Source organism: Aurantimonas coralicida DSM 14790 (assembly GCF_000421645.1).
GTDB lineage: Bacteria > Pseudomonadota > Alphaproteobacteria > Rhizobiales > Rhizobiaceae > Aurantimonas > Aurantimonas coralicida.
Genome location: NZ_ATXK01000002.1, coordinates 159093 through 180155, shown reverse-complemented (window position 1 = coordinate 180155; position 21063 = coordinate 159093). Strand labels below are relative to the sequence as shown.

The 21063-nt window shown below is 67.0% G+C and carries 22 protein-coding genes; 9 read left to right on the top strand and 13 right to left on the bottom strand.

Annotated features, from left to right (window positions below; translation table 11 throughout):
- Positions 1 to 96: 96 nt before the first annotated feature.
- The 3 genes from H536_RS0105400 to mutS all read right to left on the bottom strand — a co-directional run bounded on the left by H536_RS0105400 (position 97) and on the right by mutS (position 4086).
- Positions 97 to 393 (bottom strand): hypothetical protein, encoded by a 297-nt coding sequence (locus tag H536_RS0105400; RefSeq protein WP_024349495.1) that lies wholly within the window; start codon positions 391 to 393, stop codon positions 97 to 99.
- Between the two features lie 281 nt (positions 394 to 674).
- The gene (locus H536_RS0105395) at positions 675 to 1094 is read right to left on the bottom strand and encodes a hypothetical protein (protein ID WP_024349494.1); all 420 of its coding nucleotides are present in this window, start codon (positions 1092 to 1094) and stop codon (positions 675 to 677) included.
- A gap of 292 nt (positions 1095 to 1386) precedes the next feature.
- Positions 1387 to 4086, bottom strand: a complete 2700-nt coding sequence (gene mutS / locus H536_RS0105390; protein WP_051141519.1) for a DNA mismatch repair protein MutS — start codon at positions 4084 to 4086, stop codon at positions 1387 to 1389.
- A gap of 166 nt (positions 4087 to 4252) precedes the next feature.
- Here mutS and H536_RS0105385 point away from each other — a divergent pair, with 166 nt between their 5' ends.
- Both H536_RS0105385 and H536_RS0105380 read left to right on the top strand, forming a co-directional pair.
- Positions 4253 to 6532, top strand: coding sequence for an NADP-dependent malic enzyme (locus tag H536_RS0105385; protein ID WP_024349492.1), 2280 nt, complete (start codon positions 4253 to 4255; stop codon positions 6530 to 6532).
- A 283-nt stretch (positions 6533 to 6815) separates the two neighbouring features.
- Positions 6816 to 7097 (top strand): hypothetical protein, encoded by a 282-nt coding sequence (locus tag H536_RS0105380; protein WP_024349491.1) that lies wholly within the window; start codon positions 6816 to 6818, stop codon positions 7095 to 7097.
- A gap of 51 nt (positions 7098 to 7148) precedes the next feature.
- On the opposite strand, the gene olsB is transcribed toward H536_RS0105380, so the two are convergent.
- The 5 genes from olsB to H536_RS0105355 form a co-directional block, all read right to left on the bottom strand.
- The gene (gene olsB / locus H536_RS0105375; protein WP_024349490.1) at positions 7149 to 8075 is read right to left on the bottom strand and encodes a l-ornithine N(alpha)-acyltransferase; all 927 of its coding nucleotides are present in this window, start codon (positions 8073 to 8075) and stop codon (positions 7149 to 7151) included.
- Between the two features lie 219 nt (positions 8076 to 8294).
- Positions 8295 to 9287 (bottom strand): acrylyl-CoA reductase (NADPH), encoded by a 993-nt coding sequence (gene acuI, locus H536_RS0105370; RefSeq protein ID WP_024349489.1) that lies wholly within the window; start codon positions 9285 to 9287, stop codon positions 8295 to 8297.
- A gap of 69 nt (positions 9288 to 9356) precedes the next feature.
- On the bottom strand, positions 9357 to 9863 hold the full coding sequence (gene lspA / locus H536_RS0105365; RefSeq protein WP_024349488.1) for a signal peptidase II: 507 nt from the start codon (positions 9861 to 9863) through the stop codon (positions 9357 to 9359).
- Positions 9860 to 10735 (bottom strand): TrmH family RNA methyltransferase, encoded by an 876-nt coding sequence (locus H536_RS0105360; protein ID WP_024349487.1) that lies wholly within the window; start codon positions 10733 to 10735, stop codon positions 9860 to 9862. Before H536_RS0105360 ends, lspA begins: the two co-directional genes overlap by 4 nt.
- The gene (locus tag H536_RS0105355) at positions 10728 to 11813 is read right to left on the bottom strand and encodes an RsmD family RNA methyltransferase (protein WP_024349486.1); all 1086 of its coding nucleotides are present in this window, start codon (positions 11811 to 11813) and stop codon (positions 10728 to 10730) included. Before H536_RS0105355 ends, H536_RS0105360 begins: the two co-directional genes overlap by 8 nt.
- Before the next feature lie 162 nt (positions 11814 to 11975).
- On the opposite strand from H536_RS0105355, the gene H536_RS0105350 reads away from it, so the two are divergent.
- A complete protein-coding gene (locus tag H536_RS0105350) occupies positions 11976 to 12452 on the top strand; it encodes an SRPBCC family protein (RefSeq protein ID WP_009211061.1) in 477 nt (158 codons plus the stop codon).
- A gap of 83 nt (positions 12453 to 12535) precedes the next feature.
- On the opposite strand, the gene H536_RS0105345 is transcribed toward H536_RS0105350, so the two are convergent.
- The 3 genes from H536_RS0105345 to sppA form a co-directional block, all read right to left on the bottom strand.
- The gene (locus tag H536_RS0105345) at positions 12536 to 12904 is read right to left on the bottom strand and encodes a lipopolysaccharide assembly protein LapA domain-containing protein (protein ID WP_051141518.1); all 369 of its coding nucleotides are present in this window, start codon (positions 12902 to 12904) and stop codon (positions 12536 to 12538) included.
- Between the two features lie 261 nt (positions 12905 to 13165).
- On the bottom strand, positions 13166 to 13447 hold the full coding sequence (locus H536_RS0105340) for an integration host factor subunit beta (protein WP_009211062.1): 282 nt from the start codon (positions 13445 to 13447) through the stop codon (positions 13166 to 13168).
- 97 nt (positions 13448 to 13544) lie between these two features.
- Positions 13545 to 14522 (bottom strand): signal peptide peptidase SppA, encoded by a 978-nt coding sequence (gene sppA, locus H536_RS0105335; RefSeq protein ID WP_024349484.1) that lies wholly within the window; start codon positions 14520 to 14522, stop codon positions 13545 to 13547.
- 113 nt (positions 14523 to 14635) lie between these two features.
- On the opposite strand from sppA, the gene lptC reads away from it, so the two are divergent.
- The 6 genes from lptC to ptsN all read left to right on the top strand — a co-directional run bounded on the left by lptC (position 14636) and on the right by ptsN (position 20143).
- Positions 14636 to 15544, top strand: coding sequence for an LPS export ABC transporter periplasmic protein LptC (gene lptC / locus H536_RS0105330; protein WP_244495361.1), 909 nt, complete (start codon positions 14636 to 14638; stop codon positions 15542 to 15544).
- A 3-nt stretch (positions 15545 to 15547) separates the two neighbouring features.
- Positions 15548 to 16165 carry an LptA/OstA family protein gene (locus tag H536_RS0105325; protein ID WP_024349482.1) on the top strand — a complete coding sequence of 206 codons (618 nt, stop codon included), beginning with the start codon at positions 15548 to 15550 and terminating at the stop codon, positions 16163 to 16165.
- A 95-nt stretch (positions 16166 to 16260) separates the two neighbouring features.
- Positions 16261 to 17019 carry an LPS export ABC transporter ATP-binding protein gene (lptB, locus tag H536_RS0105320; protein ID WP_024349481.1) on the top strand — a complete coding sequence of 253 codons (759 nt, stop codon included), beginning with the start codon at positions 16261 to 16263 and terminating at the stop codon, positions 17017 to 17019.
- Positions 17020 to 17281: 262 nt separating this feature from the next.
- Positions 17282 to 18793, top strand: coding sequence for an RNA polymerase factor sigma-54 (gene rpoN, locus H536_RS0105315; RefSeq protein ID WP_024349480.1), 1512 nt, complete (start codon positions 17282 to 17284; stop codon positions 18791 to 18793).
- A 250-nt stretch (positions 18794 to 19043) separates the two neighbouring features.
- Complete coding sequence (hpf, locus tag H536_RS0105310) at positions 19044 to 19619, top strand: ribosome hibernation-promoting factor, HPF/YfiA family (protein ID WP_024349479.1); 576 nt, start codon at positions 19044 to 19046, stop codon at positions 19617 to 19619.
- A gap of 59 nt (positions 19620 to 19678) precedes the next feature.
- Complete coding sequence (gene ptsN / locus H536_RS0105305; protein ID WP_009211069.1) at positions 19679 to 20143, top strand: PTS IIA-like nitrogen regulatory protein PtsN; 465 nt, start codon at positions 19679 to 19681, stop codon at positions 20141 to 20143.
- Between the two features lie 92 nt (positions 20144 to 20235).
- Here the strand turns inward: ptsN and H536_RS0105300 are convergent, their stop codons facing one another.
- Together H536_RS0105300 and H536_RS0105295 are read right to left on the bottom strand one after the other, a co-directional pair.
- Entirely contained in the window at positions 20236 to 20490 is a 255-nt protein-coding gene (locus H536_RS0105300) for a BQ00720 family protein (RefSeq protein WP_024349478.1), read from the bottom strand.
- Between the two features lie 38 nt (positions 20491 to 20528).
- Positions 20529 to 20963 carry an Hsp20 family protein gene (locus H536_RS0105295; RefSeq protein WP_024349477.1) on the bottom strand — a complete coding sequence of 145 codons (435 nt, stop codon included), beginning with the start codon at positions 20961 to 20963 and terminating at the stop codon, positions 20529 to 20531.
- Between the last annotated feature and the right edge of the window lie 100 nt (positions 20964 to 21063).

Below are 21063 nucleotides of genomic sequence, written 5' to 3'. Positions count from 1 at the left end.
GGAAGCGTGCGAGGGGTCAGGCGCATAAAAAAAGGGCCGCCCCGCGGGACGACCCTTGATCGGCGGAAGATGAACTCCGCCCCGTGCAATACCGGATTAGCGCTGGGTGGCGCCACGCTCGGCTTCGTTTGCCTCGGTGCGATAGAAGTCGCTGCCCGGAACAACCGACGTGTCGTTGGTTGCCGCGGTCGTGTTGCCCTGGGCATAGCCATAGGCACGCGCGTCGGTCTGCGTGGTGGCAGCGGCGACGCCGCCGTCAGCGGTGACCTGGCGCTGGGCTTCCTCGTTGCGGGTCTCGTAGAATTCCGAACCCGGGATGATCGACTGTGCGACAGCCGGAGCGGCGATCGAAAGACCGATGACTGCTGCCGAAATAGCGATTACATTCTTCATTGTATTACCGTTCACTTAGATGATTTCAATTCTCTGCGTCGCCGGATACAAGAAATATCCCGTGGCGCCGATTGATCCCGATGTAAGCACTGCATGGCTCGACAAAAGTGCCGGATTGTGAACAGTCCGTGGTCGAAAATCATGCCCAATGAAATGGAACCCGATCTTTGTCACGCCGGTGTGAACGAATGACCTGACGAGCCTGCGGAACGCAGAAAAGGGCCGCCCCTTTCGGGACGACCCTTTCAATGTGCTGCCCGCCAGAGTGCGGACGAAGCAGATTACTTGATGACGTTGGTGTTCGAACCGTCCTGCAGCGCCTCACCCTTCTGGGTCTTGGCACCTTCCTCGGGCGAGAAGGTCGCGCCCGAACCCGGGATCAGCACATCATCGCCGTTCTCCGGCGTGGTGGACGACGTGGTCATGCCGTTGTCCTCGGCGACATCGTTGCGCTCCTGCGCTTCGGCCGTCTCGGACTGCGTCTCGCTACCCGGCACGATGGTGGCCTGGGTGTCGTTGGCTTCCGGCGCCATGCCGGTCATGCCGTCGCTCTCGGCGACGTCGTTGCGCTCGGCAGCGTTGTTCTGCTCGATCACGGTTTCCGAACCGGGGATCTTCGGCGTGGCGTCCTGCGCTAGTGCACCAAAGCTGAACACCGAGGTACCAAGAAGGGCGGCGGTAAAGATAGCAGTCGTCTTCATAAGAAATGCCTTTCGTATGAGTATCATTGTGAACACATCCGACGATGGCGCCGGTAAATTCACGATCGGCACAACAACGGCGCCCATCCCTGCTGGTTCCACATAAATCGACAGACCCGCCTGGACCCGGATCACGAAGATGAGATGAGGCTGTCATGAGCGACGGGTGGGTGCAGCGGGCCGAACGCCCGCTGGGTCGGGGCGCACGGGGTCTCCCGCAGCTCTGCACCCGGAGGCACGGGGCTGCCTGAGCCATGGCCCCATGCGTCAATCTGTCATGCAACAGGCGAACTCAGCCTTGCGGCTTCGCCAATCCCTTCAGCCGGTAAAGCTCTTCCAACGCCTCGCGGGGCGACAGGCTGTCCGGGTCGACCTCGGCCAGGGCGTCACGCAGGGCCGTATCGGCCGGCCGCTCCGGCGGCTCGCTCCGGCGCACGACCGCCGAGAACAGCGGCAGGTCGTCGACGAAGGCACTGCGCTTCTCGCCCTGCTCGCCGCGCTCGAGCTGGATCAGCACCTGCCGTGCCCGCTCCACCGCCTGCGTCGGCAGTCCGGCGAGCTTGGCCACCTGGATGCCGTAGGAGCGGTCGGCAACGCCGGGCTTCACCTCGTGCAGGAAGATGACCTCCCCTTCCCACTCCTTCACCCGCATGGTGGCATTCTTCATCCGGCCAAGCCGGGCCGCCAGGGCCGTCATCTCGTGGAAATGGGTGGCGAAGAGCGCCCGGCAGCGATTGACCTCGTGCAGGTGCTCGACGGCGGCAAATGCGATGGACAGGCCGTCATAGGTCGCCGTGCCACGGCCGATCTCGTCGAGGATGACCAGAGCCCGTTCGCCGGACTGGTTGAGGATCGCTGCCGTCTCGACCATCTCGACCATGAAGGTCGAGCGCCCTTCGGCGAGATCGTCGGAAGCCCCCACCCGGCTGAACAGCCGGTCGACGATCCCGATATGGGCACGGGTCGCCGGTACGTAGGAACCGATCTGGGCGAGAACGGCCACGAGGGCGTTCTGGCGCAGGAAGGTCGACTTGCCGCCCATGTTCGGCCCGGTCAGCAGCCAGATCGCGCCGGCGTCGGCATCGTCGGGCGGCGACAGATCGCAGTCATTGGCGACGAACGGGTCGCCGCTTCCCGCCTTCAGCGCAGCCTCGACCACCGGATGCCGGCCGCATTCGACGTGAAACGCCAGGCTGTCGTCGACGAGCGGCGCGGTCCAGTCTTCGGCCACCGCAAGCTCCGCGAGAGCCGCGGAGACGTCGAGCACCGCCAGCGCCTCGGCGCCGCGCTGGATCGCCTCGGCGCAGCCGACGACGGTGTCGGCGAGACGGTCGAAGGTCGCCAGTTCGATGCGCAGCGCCTCGGAGGCCGCGCCCGCGATCCGGCTTTCGAGCTCCGACAGCTCGGTCGTCGTGAAGCGCATGGCGGAGGCCATGGTCTGGCGGTGGATAAAGCGGGCGACGCCCTCGCCTTCGGTGAGGGCCTTCGCCTGTCCGTCGCTGACCTCGACGAAATAGCCGAGTACGTTGTTGTGCTTGATCCGCAGATTGCGGACCCCGGTCTCGGCGGCGTAGCGCCCCTGCAGTTCGGCGATCACCCGGCGGGAATTCTCGCGCAGGGCGCGGGCCTCGTCGAGTTCGGCAATGGCGCCCTCGCGCACGAAGCCACCGTCGCGCTTGAGAAGCGGCATATCGTCGGCCAGCGTCGCGGCCAGCGGCTCCAGGCAGTGGCGCGGCAGCGCCGCCAGCGCGGCGGTGGCGCGGGCAAGTTCGGCCGGCAGATCGCTGTCGAGGCTGGCGGCGATCGCCAGTCCCGCCTCCAGCCCGTCGCGGATCGCGGCAAGGTCGCGCGGACCGCCGCGGCCCAGCGACAGCCGGGACAGCGCCCGTTCCGTGTCCGGCAGTCCGCCCAACGTCGCGCGCAGGCGCTGGCGGGCGGTCATGTCGGCGATGAAATGCGCCACCGAGGCCTGGCGCTCGCGGATCGCCGCCGGATCGGTCAGCGGCCCGGCCAGGCGTCCGGCAAGAAGCCGCCCGCCGGCCCCGGTCACCGTCCGGTCGATGGTGGCGAGAAGACTGCCCTGCCGCTTGCCCGAAATGGTGCGGGTGAGCTCCAGCGAGGCGCGGGTCGCCGGATCGATCTGCATGAGCGAGCCGGGCGCGATGCGCTCGGGCCGCTGCAGGGCGGGGCGCGCCGCCAGCTGGGTCTTGCCGAGATAGGCGATCAGCGCCGCGCCGGCGGCCAGCTCGACCCGCGAGAAACCGCCGAAACCTTCCAGCGTCGCCACGCCGAAGAACCTGCACAGTCGCTCTTCGGCCGTGGCGCCATCGAATAGCGCCTGGGGCTCGGGCCGGGCCGTGCGGCCGAAGCGGCGCAGCAGCGGCTGCAGGGCCTCGTCGTGGAACACGGGATCGGCGACGACCAGTTCGCTCGGCTCGATGGCGGCGATGTCCGTGGACAGCCGCGCCATGTCGGTCTCGGCCAGGCGAAAGCTGCCGGTGGACAGGTCCGTCCAGGCCAAAGCGAAGGTCGCGCCCGGTCCGGAGCCACCGAGCCGCGCCAGTGCCATCAGGTAATTCGGCCGGCCGGGCTCGAGCAGCGTCTCCTCGGTGATCGTGCCGGGGGTGACCAGCCGCACCACGTCGCGCCGCACGACGGACTTGGCGCCGCGCTTGCGCGCCTCGGCCGGGTCCTCAACCTGTTCGCAGACGGCGACCCGGTGGCCGAGGGCAATCAGCTTGTGGAGATAGTCGTCGGCCGAGACCACCGGGACGCCGGCCATCGGAATGTCGTCGCCCAGATGCTTGCCGCGCTTGGTCAGCGTGATGCCGAGGGCGCGCGATGCCTCGACGGCGTCGTCGAAAAACAGCTCGTAGAAATCGCCCATCCGGTAGAACAGGAGACAGTCGGGATTGGCCGACTTGATCTCGATGTACTGCGCCATCATCGGCGTCGGAGGCGGGGTCGCCGCGGCGTCCGTTTGCGCTGTCATCGCTTCGATCGTTCTCTTGCGTCCTTGTCGTCCGGTCGGTGGCAGAGGGGCCGTCTGGGGCGCGGGAACACGTCCCGCGCCGGCCGCCAAGCTTCCCTTGGCATAGCTTTGCGGGTATCGCGATGGAAGAGGAGACACCAACAATCCCAAAGGGAGGGGCACCAGCATGCTTGATAAACCGGGCCAGCGTCCGCCATCCGTGACCGATCAGGAAGCCCTGGACTTCCACTCGCAAGGCCGTCCCGGCAAGCTCGAGATCAACCCGACCAAGCCGATGGCGACCCAGCGCGACCTGTCGCTGGCCTATTCGCCCGGCGTCGCGGTTCCGGTCCGCAAGATCGCCGAAGACCCGGAAACGGCCTTCGACTACACGGCCCGCGGCAACATGGTCGCCGTCATCTCCAACGGCACGGCGATTCTCGGCCTCGGCAATCTCGGCGCGCTGGCCTCCAAGCCGGTGATGGAAGGCAAGGCCGTGCTGTTCAAGCGCTTCGCCGACGTCGATTCCATCGACCTGGAGGTGGACACGGAGAATGTCGAGGAGTTCATCAATTGCGTGCGGCTTTTGGGGCCGTCCTTCGGCGGCATCAATCTGGAAGACATCCGGGCGCCCGACTGCTTCGTCATCGAGGAGCGGCTGCGCGAGCTCATGGACATCCCGGTGTTCCATGACGACCAGCACGGCACCGCGATCATCGCCGCCGCCGGCCTGATCAACGCGCTGCACCTGACCGGTCGCGACCTGACCTCCACCCGGCTGGTGGTCAACGGCGCCGGCTCGGCCGCGATCGCCTGCGTCGACCTTTTGAAGGCGATGGGCTTTGCCGCCCGCAACATCATCGTCTGCGACACCAAGGGCGTCATCCATCGCGGTCGCGAAAGCGGCATGAACCAGTGGAAATCGGCCCATGCGGTGGACACCGACCTGCGCACCCTCGCCGAGGCGATGGACGGGGCCGATGTGGTGTTCGGCCTGTCGGCCAAGGGCGCGCTGACGCCGGCGATGGTCGCCTCGATGGCCAAGAACCCGGTGATCTTTGCCATGGCCAACCCCGATCCGGAGATCACCCCCGAGGAGGTCGCCGAGATCCGCTCCGACGCGATCATGGCGACGGGCCGGTCCGACTATCCCAACCAGGTCAACAACGTCCTCGGCTTTCCCTACATCTTCCGCGGCGCGCTGGACGTGCGGGCCACCACTATCAACGAGGAGATGAAGGTCGCGGCGGCCGAAGCGCTGGCGGCGCTTGCCCGCGAGGACGTGCCCGACGACGTGGTGGCGGCCTATCGCGGCCAGCGCCCGCAATTCGGGCCGCGCTACATCATCCCGGTGCCGTTCGATCCGCGGCTGATCTCGGCGATCCCCCAGGCCGTGGCGAAGGCCGCCATGGACACCGGCGTCGCCCGCCGCGCGATCGGCGACTTCGAGGCCTATGACAAGGAGCTGCGCTCGCGCCGCGACCCGATCGTCTCAACCCTGCAGCGCATCTATGACGGCGTGCGCCGGGACCCCAAGCGCGTCGTCTTCGCCGAGGGCGAGGAGCCGCAGGTGATGCGGGCCGCCCTTGCCTATGTGAACCAGAATCTGGGCACCGCCATCCTGCTCGGCCGCGAGGCCGAGATGCGCGAGACCGCCCGCGAGGCCGGCATCGACCTGGAGCGGCCGGGGCTGGAGATCATCAATGCGCGGCTGTCCAACCGGGTGGAGGCCTATACCGACCTTCTCTACAGCCGGCTGCAGCGCAAGGGCTATCTGCATCGCGACTGCGTGCGGATGATGCGCAACGACCGCAACCATTTCGCCAGCGCCATGGTCGCCACCGGCGATGCCGACGCGATGGTCTCGGGCGTGACGCGCAACTACCAGACGGTGCTTGCGGACGTGACCCGCGTCCTCGACGTCGAGCCGGGCCATTGCATGATCGGCGTCTCCATCGCCCTGTGCCGCGGGCGCACCGTGCTGGTCGCCGACACGGCGGTGCATGACATGCCGAATGCCGAGGAACTCGCCGACATCGCGGTGGAGGCCGCGGCCATGGCCCGCAAGATGGGCTACGAGCCGCGGGTGGCGATGCTGGCCTATTCGACCTTCGGCAATCCGCCGGGAGACCGGGCGCAGAAGGTGCAGGACGCGGTCCGCATCCTCGACAGCCGGAATGTCGATTTCGAGTATGACGGCGAAATGAACGCCGACGTGGCGCTGAATGCCGAGCTTATGGAGCAGTACCCGTTCTGCCGCCTGTCCGGCCCGGCCAATGTCCTGGTCATGCCGGCCTTCCACTCGGCCTCGATCGCCACGAAGATGCTGCAGGAGCTCGGCGGCTCCAAGGTGATCGGACCGCTGCTGGTCGGGCTCGAGCGGCCGGTGCAGATCGTCTCGCTCGGCGCCCGCGACTCCGACATCGTCAACATGGCGGCCATCGCCGCCTATGACGCGATCGGCTGATCGCCGCCACGGGCCGGGGGCGGACCGGATGCGGCCCCGGCACCAATGCGTTCACCCCTTGGCGCGTTGTACAGCCGACCGGTTCGGGCCATTTGCGGATTGTCAGCCTGCGTTCATCGAAGGCATGCTAGTTCGGGCATCTTGCAGGCGGAGATTACTCGGCCGAAGATGTCACCGTCGGCTGACGGGGAACGGAACGGCGCCTGCGGGCGCTGCCGCTCCGTGACAATGCCGTTCACCTGCCGATCGTACCCGGCAGGCCATCGCCTGAGGAAGTCGAGTCATGCCGAACACCATGCAGATCGCAGTCGCAGCTCTCCTGGCGATGACGCTGGGCGCCGCCGCGCAGGGCAGTGACGAAAAGGTCAATGTGCTACAATACGCGCTGTCGCATCCGTCGGACAACGCCCAGATGCAGCGCCCCCCGGCGCTTGGCGATTCCGTGCCGGCAAGCGTCAACCTGCAGCAGGCCAACGGCAATACGAGCTTTGCCTATTTCTACTATGCCGGCCAGCCGGTCATCGTCGACCTGAAGACGCGCAGCATCGTGCGCATCGGCGAGTAGCAGCGCCCCCGTCGAAACGCGGCGGGAAGACACCAGGGCCCGGGTCGCCGCTCAGGCGGCGAAGCGGCCCGCATCGGCGCCGTAATGGCCGATATAGCGCGGATTGATCCGTTCGCGCGGCAACACGACGAGCACGTCGGTGGTGCCGAACTGGTGGTCGACCACCGCCCCTTCCCCGATATAGCCCCCGAGGCGGAGATAGCCCTTCAGGAGCGGCGGCATCTGCGCCAGCGCCGATCGCATGTCGGCGATCTCGCCCATGTCCGGGAAGAACGTGCCGCGATGGGCATGGGCGCGCACGGCCCATTCGGCCGGGGCCGGGGCGTTCTGCTTCAGGAAGGCCAGCGGCAGCGCCAGCGCCTCGGTGTCGGTGCCGGCCAGCGAGGCGCAGCCGAACAACACGTCGATGTCGTGGGCGAGGACATAGCTCCAGATCCCCTGCCAGAGCAGTTCGACCGTGCGCTTGCCGCGATAGTCCTTGAGGACGCAGGAGCGTCCGAGTTCGAGAAAGCGCTTGCCGGAATGGCGGGCGATCATCGGCGCGATGTCGAATTCCTGCGCCGTGTAGAAACCACCGGCGAGTTCCGCCATCTCCGCCCGCATCAGGCGGTAGGTGCCGACGATCCGATTGGTCGTCGAGCCGCCGCGCTTGTGATCGATCACCAGGAGATGGTCGCAATAGCGATCGAAACCGTCGCTGTCGCGCCGCGTCATCTTCTGGAATTTCGACGGCTGGGCGCTCATCTCCTCGTAGAAGACGCGATAGCGCAGCTGCTGGGCTGCCTTGACCTCGGCCGAGCTGCGCGCGAGCCGCACCTCAAGCTCGCCGATGCGGCCGAGGATCGGGGTCGCTGGGTCGAAGCTGATCGGCACCCGGCGCATCTTGGCGGGTACGAACCGCAGGGCCACATTGCCGAAATCGAACGCCGCAGGACGCGGGGTCACGGCGGATACATGTCGGGTCCCGTCCACGGTCATCGCAACTCTCCCTCGATCCCCATGCCATTCACGCGGTACAAAGCTTCGGCGACGTTTTGATGACCGGCGCCCTCGCCCGTCACCTCTCTCGCGCCTTGGAGAGACGCCCGAAGGTACCCTCCCGGGACAAATCGCACGGGTTCCGGTCACCCGTTGCCTCTGCCGTCGGACCACCAACGGCGCGGCGATCCGCGAAAATGGCGTCGCCGCGGGCTCTTATCAACTCATGTCGACGACGACACGCCCGCGGATCTGGCCGTCGATGATCTTCCCGGCGGCGTCCACGATACCATCAAAGTCGATGTCGGTCGCGATCGCTCGCAGTTTGGCCGGATCGAGATCTTCGGCCAGCCGCTTCCAGGCCTGCATCCGCCGTGGTTTCGGCGCCATGACGGAATCGATGCCGAGCAGCGAAACCCCGCGCAGGATGAACGGCGCGACCGATGCCGGCAGATCCATTCCCTGGGCAAGGCCGCAACAGGTGACGACGCCGCCGTAACGGGTCGCCGCCAGGACGTTGGCGAGGGTGTGGCTGCCGACCGCATCGACGCCGCCAGCCCAGCGCTCCTTGGCAAGCGGCTTGCCCGGCTCAGACAGTTCGGCGCGGTCGATGATCTCGCTCGCGCCCAGATCGCGCAGCCAGCCGGCTTCCTCGGGGCGACCGGTCGAGGCGATGACGGTCCAGCCGAGCTTTGACAGCAGCGCAACCGCGACCGAGCCCACTCCTCCGGAGGCACCGGTGACGACCACCGGCCCGGCCTCGGGGCGCAGGCCCGCATCTTCCAGCGCCATCACCGACAGCATGGCGGTGTAGCCGGCGGTGCCGATGGCCATGGCGTCCTTGGCCGAGAAGTTCTCGGGCAGCGGCACCAGCCAGTCGCCGTTTAGCCGTGCGCGCCCGGCAAAGGCGCCGTGATGGGTTTCGCCGACACCCCAGCCGTTGAGGACGACCTTGTCGCCCTCCTTCCAGTCGGCATGGGTGGAGCGCAGCACGCTCCCGGCGAGGTCGATTCCGGGGATCAGGGGCCAGCGGCGAACCACCGGGCCCCGGCCGGTGATTGCCAGCCCGTCCTTGTAATTGACCGTCGTGGCCTCGACCGCGACGTCCACGTCGCCGTCCATCAACTCGTCCATCGACATCTCGACGATATCGACCGACTGCTTCTTTGCCTCGTCCCGCGATACGCGGATCGCCCGGAATGTCTCGCTCATCCTGCGCTCTTTCCGTTCCCTGTGATCGCCCGCCCTGCCTTATCTGACAAAGGGCGCACGTCGGGGTTGTCAATCGGCGGCGCCATCCGTCCCAGCCTTCGCCCGATCGCGGCGCGGCTGCAGCACGAACTCGTCAAAGAGGATCACCATCGCGCCGACGGTGATGCAGGCATCCGCCAGGTTGAAGATGGCGAAGGCCCAGACCGGCGTGTGGAAATAGACGTAGTCGACCACATAGCCGAGCAGGACGCGGTCGATGAGATTGCCGATCGCGCCGCCGACGATGATGGCGAGGCCGAAATGGGTCAGCCGCCGGTCCGCCGGGGTTTTGATCCAGAGGATCATCACCACGACCAGAACCACGCCGGCCAGAGCGGCGAGCCCGACATCGCCCACCCCGGAGAACATCGAGAAGGCGATGCCATCGTTGCGGGCGTGGTAGATCGCCAGGAACGGCAGCAACTCGATCGCCTCGCCGAGGGCCATATTGGCGACCACCAGCGCCTTGATCATCTGGTCCGCCATGACGGCCAGCACGACGATCAGGATGTTGAACAGAACGAGATTGCGGCTCACAGCGTCAGCGCTCCACGCCGTGCCTCGAACAGCATCACACCCGTCGCGACCGCCAGGTTGAGGCTGTCGGCGCGGCCGGACTGGGGAATGCGCACCAGCACGTCGCAGCTGCGCGCGAGCGACGGCGTCAGGCCGGCCTGCTCGTTGCCCATCAGCAGGATCGTCGGCTGGGCGCCGTATTCGGGTTTGCGGTAGTCGACGGCGCCTTCCATGTGGGTGCCGGCGACGAGGCCGGAAAAGCCCTTGCGCCATTCCAGGAACTCGGCCTCGCTCGCCTTGGCCAGCGGCACGGCGAAGATCGAGCCCATGGTCGCCCGCACGGTTTCCAGCGAGAACGGATCGACCGTCTCGCCGATCAGGACGACGCCCGACGCCCCCGCGGCATCGGCGGTCCGCAGGACTGTGCCGAGATTGCCCGGATCGCGGACGCGGTCGAGCGCGACGATGACATTGCGGCCCGACACGTCGAGCTTGGCCAGCGGCGTCAGCCGGCGACGGAACACGCCGACGGCATTCTGCGGGTTGTCGCGGCGGGTGATCGCCTCCAGCACCTTGGCGTTGGCTTCAAGGACGTCGCCGCCCAGCGATACGGTCCGCGCGGCGGTCTTCTCCAGGAATTCGTGCCCGGCGGCGGCACGGGCGATGACCAGCGTCTGGATCTCCCAGCCCGCGTCGAGCGCGTCGCCGACGAGCTTCAGCCCTTCGGCGAGGAACAGGCCGGTCTCGTCGCGATGGCGCTTCTGGGCCAGCGCTCGGATGTCCTTGACGATGGGGTTGGAGACGCTGGACACCTCCTTGACCCGGCCGGGGGCGCGGGTCGGGGCAAAGTGCCGGCCGTCACCGGTCTCGGGCGGGCGCGAGCGGTCAGACATCGGGGGCACTCCAGCGGGAAAACAGGGATGTGGACAGGACCCGCGGCTCGGCGCCGTCCTCGCGAATGACGAGTTCGCCGGATGCGAGGTCGCCGCCGAGACCGCGCATGGTCTCTCCCATCAGCGCCGACAGGGAATAGAACGAGGCGCGGATGGAATAGGCGGTCAGGATCACGAAGAGCGGCTTGTCGGACAGAAGCGCCCGGGTCAGCGACAGAAGATACGGCAGATCCTCGAAGAGCTGCCAGACCTCGCCCTTGGGACCGCGGCCGAATTTCGGCGGATCGAGCAGGATCGCGTCGTACTGGCTGCCGCGCTTGATCTCGCGCTCGGCATAGCGGACGGCGTCCTCGCAGATCCAGCGGACCGGCTTGTCGCCGAGCCCGGCCATCTCCTGGTTCTCGCGCGCCCAGCCGATCGCCTTCTTGGAGGCGTCGACATGGGTCACATCGGCCCCGGCCCGGGCCGCCACCAGCGAGGCGACGCCGGTATAGCCGAACATGTTGAGCAGCCGGACCGGCGTCTGGCGCGCACGGTTGGCCTTGCGGATCGCGTCCTCGGCGAAGGACCAATGGGCCGCCTGCTCGGGAAACACGCCGACATGGCGGAACGAGGTGAAGCGGCCCTGATAGGACAGCCCGTCATAGGTCAGCGGCCATGTCTCGCCGAGCGGCTCCTTGGGGAAACGCCAGCGGCCGGTGCCTTCCTCGTCCGTGTCGCCGGTGAACTCGGCGTCGGCATCCTGCCACCGGGCCGGGTCGCGCGGCTCCCAGATCGCCTGGTTCTCCGGACGGCGCACCAGCAGCGGCCCGTAGCGCTCGAGCTTCTCGCCGCGCCCCGAATCCAGCAGCGCATAGTCCGGCGTCGCCGCCACCGTCAGGATCAGCGGGCCGGATTCCGGCGGCCGTTCGCCGGTCGGCGCCGGCAGGTCCAGCCGGGCCACCGCAGGCGGCTCGACGCGCGGGGCCTTAGTCTCGGCCGTCTGGCCGTCGGGCGATGGCGCGCGCGTGCGCTGCCGTCCGGCGCCGGTGTCCTTGACCTGCGCGGAGCCCGATTTTGCCGCGGCCTTGCGGCCCATCCGCCGTGCTCGCGCCAAGACGAGCCTCCCTGCCTGTTTGTGTAAACGCGCTCCTTAGCGGTTCCGCCCCATCTTGGCAAAGCGATGCAAAACGTGGTCGTTAAGGACGGCATCAAGCTGACGGGGCCTTCGCACGCCCCACCCACCAGGGAGGAACTGTCGATGGATCTCAAGGGCGAATACCGGCTCCCGGCCCGGCGCGAAGCGGTGTGGGCGGCGCTGAACGACACCGACGTTCTGCGCGACTGCATTCCCGGCTGCCAGAGCCTGGAAATGACCGGCGAGAACGAAATGGCCGCGACGGTGGTGACCAAGATCGGCCCGGTGAAGGCGAAGTTCGAGGGTCAGGTCCGCCTCGAGAACATCGAGGCTCCGCAGAGCTATTCGATCGTCGGCGAAGGCAAGGGCGGGATCGCCGGCTTCGCCAAGGGCGGTGCCGACGTGCATCTTGCCGAAGACGGCGACGAGACGATCCTGACCTACGACGTCAAGGCGCAGGTGGGCGGCAAGATCGCCCAGCTCGGTGGCCGGCTGATCGATTCCACCGCCAAGAAGTTGGCCGGCCAGTTCTTCGACTGCTTCGCCGAGAAGGTGTCAGGTGGCGCCAGTTCCGCGGAAGGCACGACCGAGGCCGTCTGAGGGCGGACCGGGCCCGTATTTGCACGGGACAATAGCGAGGCTGATCTCGATCGGCCTCGCATGCGCCGGCGGTCGCCGCCCGATCAGGCGGCGCGGGAGGTGACCAGCGAGGTCGACGTGCCGGAGGCCCTGGCGCGCTCGTCCTGAAGATGCCGCAGCTTGGCCTCGTTCTCGCTCGCCTCACGGCGCAGCCGCTCGACCTCGTATTTCCGTTTCCAGGATTTGCGCCGGTAATGGGACTGGGTCAGCCAGGTGCCGATGCCGCCGAGCACCACGCCGAGGATCACCGCGCCCAGAAGCAGGATGAAGAGCGGCGCCGAGAAGGCGAGCTGCGGCAGCGTGCCGATCGGGTCGAGCGAGACCGGAACCGCCTGTCGATTGGCCACGCAGAAGACGATCAGCACGATCGCGATCGGCACGAGAATGATGAAGGACAGGATTTTCGAGATCATCAGACGTCGCCCCAGATGCTGTTTTGTCGTGCGCCCGGATCGAACGGAATCGATCTCCCGTCCGACGCAGGCCATTGCCAGTGACTGAAGATGGGCCGCGGCCCGGTCGCGTCAATCACCGAAAAGGCTCGCCGCATGCCGAGAGAGGCCTCACCAGACCCGTCGCGGCCGCGAGACACGGATCGCCTAGTCTGACCTTCGACAGTTTCGGCCTGGCGGATCGCCCTCGCCCCCACGAGGTTCCGCCGACCGAACGCCGCATCAGTCGGCGTTGAGGCGCTCGCGCAGTTCCTTGCCGGCCTTGAAGAACGGCACCCATTTCTCTTCGACGGCGACGGCTTCGCCGGTGCGCGGATTGCGGCCCGAGCGCGGCGGGCGATGCTTGACCGAGAAGGCGCCGAAGCCGCGCAGCTCGACCCGGTTGGATTCGCACAGCGCACCGGTGATCTCGTCGAAGATCGCGTTGACGATCGTTTCCACGTCGCGCTGGTAGAGATGTGGATTACGCGTGGCGATGGCCTGCACGAGTTCCGACTTGATCAAGCGACTGCTCCCCCTGAGCACGATTTGAGATGCCCGTCTCCGCTCGACCCCAATCGGAACGGTGGGCAGTGCGCGACAATCCAGTTGTTTCCGCCACTTAACGCAGCGAGGACGCACCGCCCAAAGGCTGCCAGAGCGACACGAGACCGTCAAGGTGACCAGCCTTGCGAAGCACGGCGGTGGTCAGCGAGCCCGACCGGGGATCGAGGCCGAAAACGCCGTAGATCGCTGCACGGGCACCGGCGAACATCGAGAAGTCGAAACCGTCATCCTTGGGCTCGCGGTCGACGATGACCAGATCCCTGGCAATGCCGCGATCCTCTTCGAACCAGCGGCGCACCTCGTTCTCGCCGCCCAGCGCGTCGACCAGCCGGTTCTTCAGGCCCTGCTGGCCGCTGAAGATCGAACCGTCGGCGAGGGCCTTCGCCTCCGCCATGCTCATGTCGCGGCGTTCGGCGACCAGCGCGACGAACCACTCATAGGTGTCCATCACCAGCCGGTTGATCATCTCCTTGGCCGCCTCCGGCGCGGGAGCGAAGGGCGAGGGTTCCGCCTTCAGCGGCGCCGACTTGATGGCGTTGACCTCGACCCCGACCGTCTCGAGCAGCTGCGAAGCATCGACATACTGGAAGATGACGCCGATCGAGCCGACGATGGAGGTGCGACGGGCCACGATGTGATCGGCGCCCGAGGCGATCATGTAGCCGGCCGAGGCCGCCAGCGTGCCGACTTCGGCCGCCACGGGCTTCACTTCGGCGATGGCCCGCACCGCCTCGTAGATGGATTCGCCGCCGACCGTCGTACCGCCCGGGGAATCGATGCGCAGGACCACCGCCTTCACGGCGTCCTCGTCCTTCAGCCGATCGAGAAGGTCGAGCAGCTTTTGGTCCTCGAGGATCATTCCCTCGATCGAGACGCGGGCAATCTGGTCCTTGGAGCTTGCCATGCGGTCGGCCGACAGGGCGTAGGCGCCCGCAGCGATGGCAATGGCGACGATCACGATGGCGGCGACGCGCCAGAAACTAAGCTTGCGGCGCAGCCGGCGACGGTCGATCAGATCCTCGATCGCGGACATGGTGCTCTCCGTGCGAGCGGACGCCCAGTCGCCCGCGCCGCGAGGGTTACAGCATCACTTGTGAAGATGGAATCGGTTTTCCGGGCGCAAAGCTGCTGTCCGGCGACCGGGGTATGCCTCGACGGCCCGCCGGACCGTCCCCATATGGCGGCGACCGGCGTCCCGGCATACGAACAATTCACATTTTACGGATACTGCTGGACGCGTATCTCGGCCGGACGCAAAAACCCCGTATTGCTGTGCAGGATGCGCGAACCGCCCTCGCGGCGCCGCAACGGCAGGCAGGGAGCGATGGCACGCAGAGGACGAAATCGATGGTAGACAGCGACCATCCCCAGTTGCGTGCGGCCCAGCTCGGGGATCGCGCCCGCACACCTCCCGCGTCACGGGCCTTGCACGAATTCGCGCGGGCCCGGCGGCATTCGCGGCTCGTGCGCATTCTGAAGATCGGTTTGCCGGCCCTCGCCGCGATCATCGTCGTCGGCGGCATTGCCGTGACCTGGGTGGCGCGCAGCCTGCCGGAGGATTTCTCCGTCACCGGCACCTCCATCGAGGACGGTCGCATCGTCATGCAGGATCCGCGGATGTCGGGAATCGACGGCAAGAACCGCCCCTATGAACTGGTCGCAGAACGGGCGATCCAGGCACTGGGTGGCGGCGGAGTCGATCTGGAGACGATCGCGGCCAAGATCGCCATCGACGACGAGACGTCGGCCAATATCGAGGCCGCCTCCGGCAAATACGATCCGAACGCGGAAACCCTCGCCCTTGACGGCGGCGTGCGGGTCGAGACCACCAACGGGATCACCATCAGCCTGGCGGCGGCCGACATCGACATTGCCAGCGGCGCTCTGCAAGGCAAGGGCCCGGTCCGGATCGAAACCCCGGAACAGACCATCGAGGCGAGCTCCCTGAACCTGACAAATGGCGGCGACGTCATTACCTTCGGCGGACGGGTGAAGATGTTGCTGCGCCCGGACAAGTCGTCGCAAGCCCTGCAACAAGCGTCAACCAGCGAGTAGTTCATGCCAAGCATCATTCCCCGCAGCGCGAACATCGCCGGCGCCGTCCTCCTCGTCGGGCTTGCGCTCGGTGCGCTGGCCCCCGCGCAGGCACAGCAGACCGAGCCCGGCCTCGGCAAGAGTTTCGGTGGCCTGCAGGTCGATGGCGACCAGCCGATCTCCATCGAATCGAACCAGCTCGTCGTCGACGACGCGAAGGCGGTCGCGACCTTCACCGGCAATGTCCAGGTCGAACAGGGCGAGACGGAGCTGCGCACCGGCCGCCTCGTCGTCACCTACAAGAAGGACGAGACCGGCGGCAGCCAGCCCGCCGGTGGCGGCGGCCTGCCGGGCGGCTCGAACCAGATCGAGCGGCTGGAAGCCAGCGAGAAGGTCTATGTGAAGTCGGCCGATCAGGTCGCCACGGCCGACCAGGCCGATTTCGACATGGGAACACAGGTCGTGGTGATGCGCGGCAATGTCGTTCTCACCCAGGGCCAGAACGTCGCCGAGGGTTGCCGGCTCACCATCCAGATGGACACCGGGCTCGCCCGGCTGGAAAGCGCCTGCGACGGCGGCGCCGAGACCGGCGGCCGCGTGCGGCTGATGCTGACGCCCGGCGCCGGGCAGGCAACGAATTGAGGCTGGCGTTGAAACGGCAGCCCGCCGCCGCGGCCATGGCCAATGCCGAGCCGGGCCCGCATCCGGCCGCGCCGACCTATGGCCTGCCGCACGGGATGGGCGACCTTGAAGGTCTCCATCCGGATGCGGCCGAGGGCACGCTGGCGGCCGCCGGCCTGACCAAGAGCTATCGCGGCCGGCGGGTCGTCGACGATGTCGGCCTGCTGGTCCGGCGCGGCGAGGCGGTCGGCCTGCTCGGCCCGAACGGCGCCGGCAAGACCACCTGCTTCTACATGATCACCGGGCTCGTCCCCGTCGATCAGGGCCGCATCATGCTCGACGGCCACGACATCACCACCGTGCCGATGTATCGGCGCTCGCGTCTCGGCATCGGCTATCTGCCCCAGGAAGCGTCGATCTTCCGCGGCCTGTCGGTCGAGGACAACATCCGCGCCGTGCTCGAGGTGGTGGAGCCGGATCGCGACGTGCGCGAAGAGGAACTGACGGCGCTGCTCAGCGAGTTTCACATCGACCATCTGCGCAAGCAGGCCTCGACCTCGCTGTCGGGCGGCGAGCGGCGGCGCTGCGAGATCGCCCGGGCGCTCGCCTCGAAACCCACCTTCATGCTGCTGGACGAGCCTTTCGCCGGCGTCGATCCGATCGCCGTCTCCGACATCCAGCAACTGGTCCGGCATCTGACCAAACGCGGCATCGGCGTGCTCGTCACCGACCACAATGTGCGCGAGACGCTGGGTCTGATCGACCGCGCCTACATCATGCATGCCGGCGCGGTGCTGACCCACGGCAAGCCGCAGGAAATCGTCGACAATCCGGATGTACGCCGGTTCTATCTCGGCGACGAATTCAGCTTCTAGCCGGTCCCTGCACAATCTCTGCGCAACCGCCTCCCGGCGATTGCGCCGGGCGGCGGGCCGTCGATTCCGGAACCACCGGGACGCGCGCAATCGCACGCCGCAACCGCGCCGCGCGACGCCATGGCGCGATCGAACTCACATTGACAACGAATGCGGCAAGCCGCTTTGATGGCCGGTAACGGGCCGCGTGATCGATGCGGTCCCGACCGGGGGCGCCAATCGTCCCCGCCAGCAGTCCGCACTGGGGAGTGTCTCGGCGTCCATGGCTCTTTCCGCCAAACTGCAGATGCGGCAATCGCAATCGCTGGTGATGACGCCCCAGCTGCTGCAATCGATTCGGCTGCTGCAGTACTCCAATGTCGAGCTGGCGGCCTATGTCGACGGCGAGATGGAGCGCAATCCGCTGCTTGCCGCGGGCACCGCGGAGGCCTCCGGGCGCCCGGCGGCGGAGATGGACACACCGACCGATTCGCCCGTGCCGCTCCAGCCTCGCGAGGAAGCGGCCGCCGGCACGCAGATCACCGGATCGGAAAGCGACAGCGCGGCCTTCGAGAGCGGCTTCGCCGGGCGCGAGGACGCCGGCGACCGGCCTGAGCGAACCGCCCCGATTGCCCGCGGCGAAGGCCGCATCGCAGCGTCCGATCATGATTTCAGCGTCGAGGATCTGGCCGAGCGGCGGCCGTCGCTCAACGCCCATGCCCTTTCGGAGGTGCGCGACGCAGTGTCGGCCGGCCCCGCCCAGAAGATCGGCGAAGCGATGGTCGAGCATCTCGACGAGAGCGGCTATCTGCGCCTGTCCTGCGACCAGCTTGCCACCGATCTCGGCGTGACGGTCGCCGAGGTCGAGGCGGTGCTGACGACCATCCAGAGCGAGGCGACGCCGGCGGGCCTCTTCGCCCGCGACCTTGCCGAATGCCTTGCCATCCAGCTGCGCCGCCGCAACCGCTTCGACCCGATCATCGCCGCCGTGATCGACAATCTCGACCTTCTCGCGCGGCGGGACTTCGCCGCGCTCAGGCGGCTGACCGGCGAGGACGAATCCGGCCTGATGGACATCCTGGCCGAGATCCGCGGCCTTGACCCCAAGCCCGGCCATGCCTTCGACCACGAGGGCTTCGAGTCGATCGTGCCCGACGTCCTCGTCACCGAAGCGCCGGACGGCGGCTGGCAGGTGGAGCTCAATCCCGACGCCCTGCCCCGGGTGCTCGTCGACAACAATTATCTGCGCACGGTGCGCAGCGGCGGCCTGTCCGACGACGACCGCGCCTTCATCGGCGAATGCCAGCAATCGGCCAACTGGCTGGTGCGGGCGCTCGACCAGCGGGCCAAGACCATCGTCAAGGTCGCCAGCGAGATCGTGCGGCGGCAGGACGGCTTCCTGACCCACGGCATCGGCGGATTGAAGCCGATGACGCTGATGGCCGTCGCCGAGGCGATCGGCATGCACGAATCGACCGTCAGCCGGGTGACGGCGACCAAGTTCATCGCCACGCCCCGCGGCACCTTCGAGATGCGCTTCTTCTTCACGGTGGCGATCGCCTCGGCCAATGGCGGCGACGCCCATTCGGCCGAAAGCGTGAAGCACCGCATCAAGCTGCTGATCGATGCCGAGAGCCAAGGCAAGGTGATGTCCGACGACGACATCGCCGCCATCCTGAAGAAGGAAGGCATCGATCTGGCACGCCGCACCGTGGCCAAGTATCGCGAGGCGCTGGGCATTCCCTCTTCGATCCAGCGTCGACGCGAGATGAACGCACGGCGGCTGGCCTCCTGATGGCGGTTCGCCCCCCGGACTCAGCGGCCCGACGAGACCCCTGCGCAGGTGCCTGCGACGGGTCCGTGGGGGCTGCGTTGACACTCCAGGCGATCCTCCCTAGAAGGCGCCACTTCTTGAGCCCGGAGGGCAAGATGCCCGCTCATCCCGCAATTGCGACGACCGGACGGCATCCAACTCCGGCCCGGCGCGTTTCTGTCGACCGGTTCACGAAACCGGGTCAACTGTCATTGCAAGGGAGTTTCCAGCCATGACACTGCGTATTTCGGGAAAGCACATGGACATCGGCGACGCGTTCCGCACGCGGATCGGTGATCGTCTGAACGAAGCGGTCGACAAATATTTCGACGGAAATTTTTCCGGCACGGTCGTCGTGTCGAAGAACGGTTCGCGTTTCTCGACCGATTGCGTGGTGCATCTCGATACCGGTGTCGTCTTCCAGGCCGCGGGCCAGGCCCACGAGCCCGATGTCAGCTTCGCCGAGGCCGCCGAGCGGATCGAGAAGCGGCTGCGCCGCTACAAGCGGCGCCTGAAGGACCACAAGGCGTCCTCGACCGAGCATCGCGACATGGCCTATTCGGTGATGGCGGCGATCCCGGAAGAGGAAGAGGAACTTCCCGAGGATTTCTCCCCGGCGATCATCGCCGAAACCACGCTGAAGGTCGGCACCCTGTCGGTCGCCGGCGCGGTGATGGAACTCGACCGCCAGGACAGCCCGGTGGTGGTGTTCCGCAATGCCAAGTCCGGCGACCTGAATCTCGTGTTCAGGCGTGCGGACGGCAATTACGGCTGGGTTGATCCGTCGACCTACGCAGAGCGGGCGTGAGCGCCACACAAGGTTCGGCGCTCACATTCACGCGCTACGCAGGATAAGGCATCGCAGCGATGGACTTCGAAACGCTCATCGAACCGGCGGCGATTCTGCCCGGCTTGCGAGCCAATTCCAAGAAGCAGGTGCTTCAGGAATTGGCCGAGAAGGCCGCGGAGATCACCGGACTCACCGAGCGTGAGATCTTCGAGACGATCCTGCAGCGCGAGAAGCTGGGCTCGACGGGCGTCGGCAACGGCATCGCCATCCCGCATGGCAAGCTGCCGACGCTCGACCGGATCGTGGGGGTGTTCGCGCGCCTCAGCCGTCCGGTGGAGTTCGATGCTCTCGACGATCAGCCGGTGGACCTCGTCTTCCTGCTTCTGGCACCCGAGGGTTCGGGCGCCGACCATCTGAAGGCCCTGTCCAAGGTGGCCCGGCTGCTGCGCAATCCGGACACCGTGGCCAATATCCGCGGCTCGCGGGATGCCGGCTCGATCTATTCGCTGATGACGGCGGCGGCCACCCAGAACGCCGCCTGAAGCGGACAGGTCCGGCTTTTATCCTCGACAACGAAAAGGCGGGCCTGCACATGCAGACCCGCCTTTTTGGTTTTCAGCGTGACGCGCTGCTGTCAGTGGGTGCTGACGGTCTGCAGCTCGTTCTCGTCGGCGCTCGCCAGGATGCTGCCGCGGTCGTCGGAGACTGCCAGCGGCGTGCCGTCGGCGGAGAACAGCGCCCACAGGTTCAGGCCCGGCTCGATCGACTTGGCAGCAGGGAAACGGGCGCGCATGTCGTCGGAGGACATGCGGCGCAGATAGGCTAGGTGTCCCTCGCCAACGGCCGCTAGGTCGGTCTCGCTCATGGTCGAAGCGATGTCATGGGTCATGGGACGTCTCCTTTCTAGGCAAACGTAGGCAGTTCGGGTCAGTCGGCGACCGCGATCTGGATCTTCTTGACGACTCGCTCGGGTTCCGGCTTGGCCAGATCCACGAGCAGGAGGCCGTTCTTCAGGGTTGCGCCGGTGATCCGCATGCCGTCTGCGAGCAGGAAGCATTTCTGGAACTGCCGCGCCGCGATGCCGCGATGCAGATATTCGCGCTCCGCATCGTCGGTCTGACGACCGCGGATCATCAACTGGTTCTCTTCCGTCGTGACCTCCAGATCCTCGGGGCTGAACCCCGCCACCGCCAGGGTGATGCGGATCAGGTCCTCGCTCTTGGCGTCGGTCGGCTTCGGACGGATGCGTTCGATGTTGTAGGGCGGATATCCGTCGCCGCCCTTGGCAATCCTCTCCAGCGTCTTTTCGACACTGTCGAAGCCAAGCAGCAACGGGCTGGAAAACGGCGTCATTCGGCTCATCGGTCGTGAAGTCCTTCGGAAAGCGACTTTCGGTGGCAGCGGCCCTGACAGGCACCGCTCCGGCCAATGCACTCCATATGGCGTCGCCCCCCGCTCCATT

Bases quoted from the DNA above. Each gene is read 5' to 3' on its own strand.
- H536_RS0105400 (WP_024349495.1), bottom strand. From the start codon at position 393: ATGAAGAATGTAATCGCTATTTCGGCAGCAGTCATCGGTCTTTCGATC.
- H536_RS0105355 (WP_024349486.1), bottom strand. From the start codon at position 11,813: ATGGGCCGCAAGGCCGCGGCAAAATCGGGCTCCGCGCAGGTCAAGGAC.
- H536_RS0105325 (WP_024349482.1), top strand. From the start codon at position 15,548: ATGCCAAGCATCATTCCCCGCAGCGCGAACATCGCCGGCGCCGTCCTC.
- sppA (WP_024349484.1), bottom strand. From the start codon at position 14,522: ATGTCCGCGATCGAGGATCTGATCGACCGTCGCCGGCTGCGCCGCAAG.
- lptC (WP_244495361.1), top strand. From the start codon at position 14,636: ATGCCTCGACGGCCCGCCGGACCGTCCCCATATGGCGGCGACCGGCGT.
- H536_RS0105300 (WP_024349478.1), bottom strand. From the start codon at position 20,490: ATGACCCATGACATCGCTTCGACCATGAGCGAGACCGACCTAGCGGCC.
- rpoN (WP_024349480.1), top strand. From the start codon at position 17,282: ATGGCTCTTTCCGCCAAACTGCAGATGCGGCAATCGCAATCGCTGGTG.
- H536_RS0105385 (WP_024349492.1), top strand. From the start codon at position 4,253: ATGCTTGATAAACCGGGCCAGCGTCCGCCATCCGTGACCGATCAGGAA.
- H536_RS0105380 (WP_024349491.1), top strand. From the start codon at position 6,816: ATGCCGAACACCATGCAGATCGCAGTCGCAGCTCTCCTGGCGATGACG.
- H536_RS0105350 (WP_009211061.1), top strand. From the start codon at position 11,976: ATGGATCTCAAGGGCGAATACCGGCTCCCGGCCCGGCGCGAAGCGGTG.
- acuI (WP_024349489.1), bottom strand. From the start codon at position 9,287: ATGAGCGAGACATTCCGGGCGATCCGCGTATCGCGGGACGAGGCAAAG.
- mutS (WP_051141519.1), bottom strand. From the start codon at position 4,086: ATGACAGCGCAAACGGACGCCGCGGCGACCCCGCCTCCGACGCCGATG.
- ptsN (WP_009211069.1), top strand. From the start codon at position 19,679: ATGGACTTCGAAACGCTCATCGAACCGGCGGCGATTCTGCCCGGCTTG.
- olsB (WP_024349490.1), bottom strand. From the start codon at position 8,075: ATGACCGTGGACGGGACCCGACATGTATCCGCCGTGACCCCGCGTCCT.
- H536_RS0105295 (WP_024349477.1), bottom strand. From the start codon at position 20,963: ATGAGCCGAATGACGCCGTTTTCCAGCCCGTTGCTGCTTGGCTTCGAC.
- lptB (WP_024349481.1), top strand. From the start codon at position 16,261: ATGGGCGACCTTGAAGGTCTCCATCCGGATGCGGCCGAGGGCACGCTG.
- hpf (WP_024349479.1), top strand. From the start codon at position 19,044: ATGACACTGCGTATTTCGGGAAAGCACATGGACATCGGCGACGCGTTC.
- H536_RS0105345 (WP_051141518.1), bottom strand. From the start codon at position 12,904: ATGATCTCGAAAATCCTGTCCTTCATCATTCTCGTGCCGATCGCGATC.
- H536_RS0105360 (WP_024349487.1), bottom strand. From the start codon at position 10,735: ATGTCTGACCGCTCGCGCCCGCCCGAGACCGGTGACGGCCGGCACTTT.
- H536_RS0105395 (WP_024349494.1), bottom strand. From the start codon at position 1,094: ATGAAGACGACTGCTATCTTTACCGCCGCCCTTCTTGGTACCTCGGTG.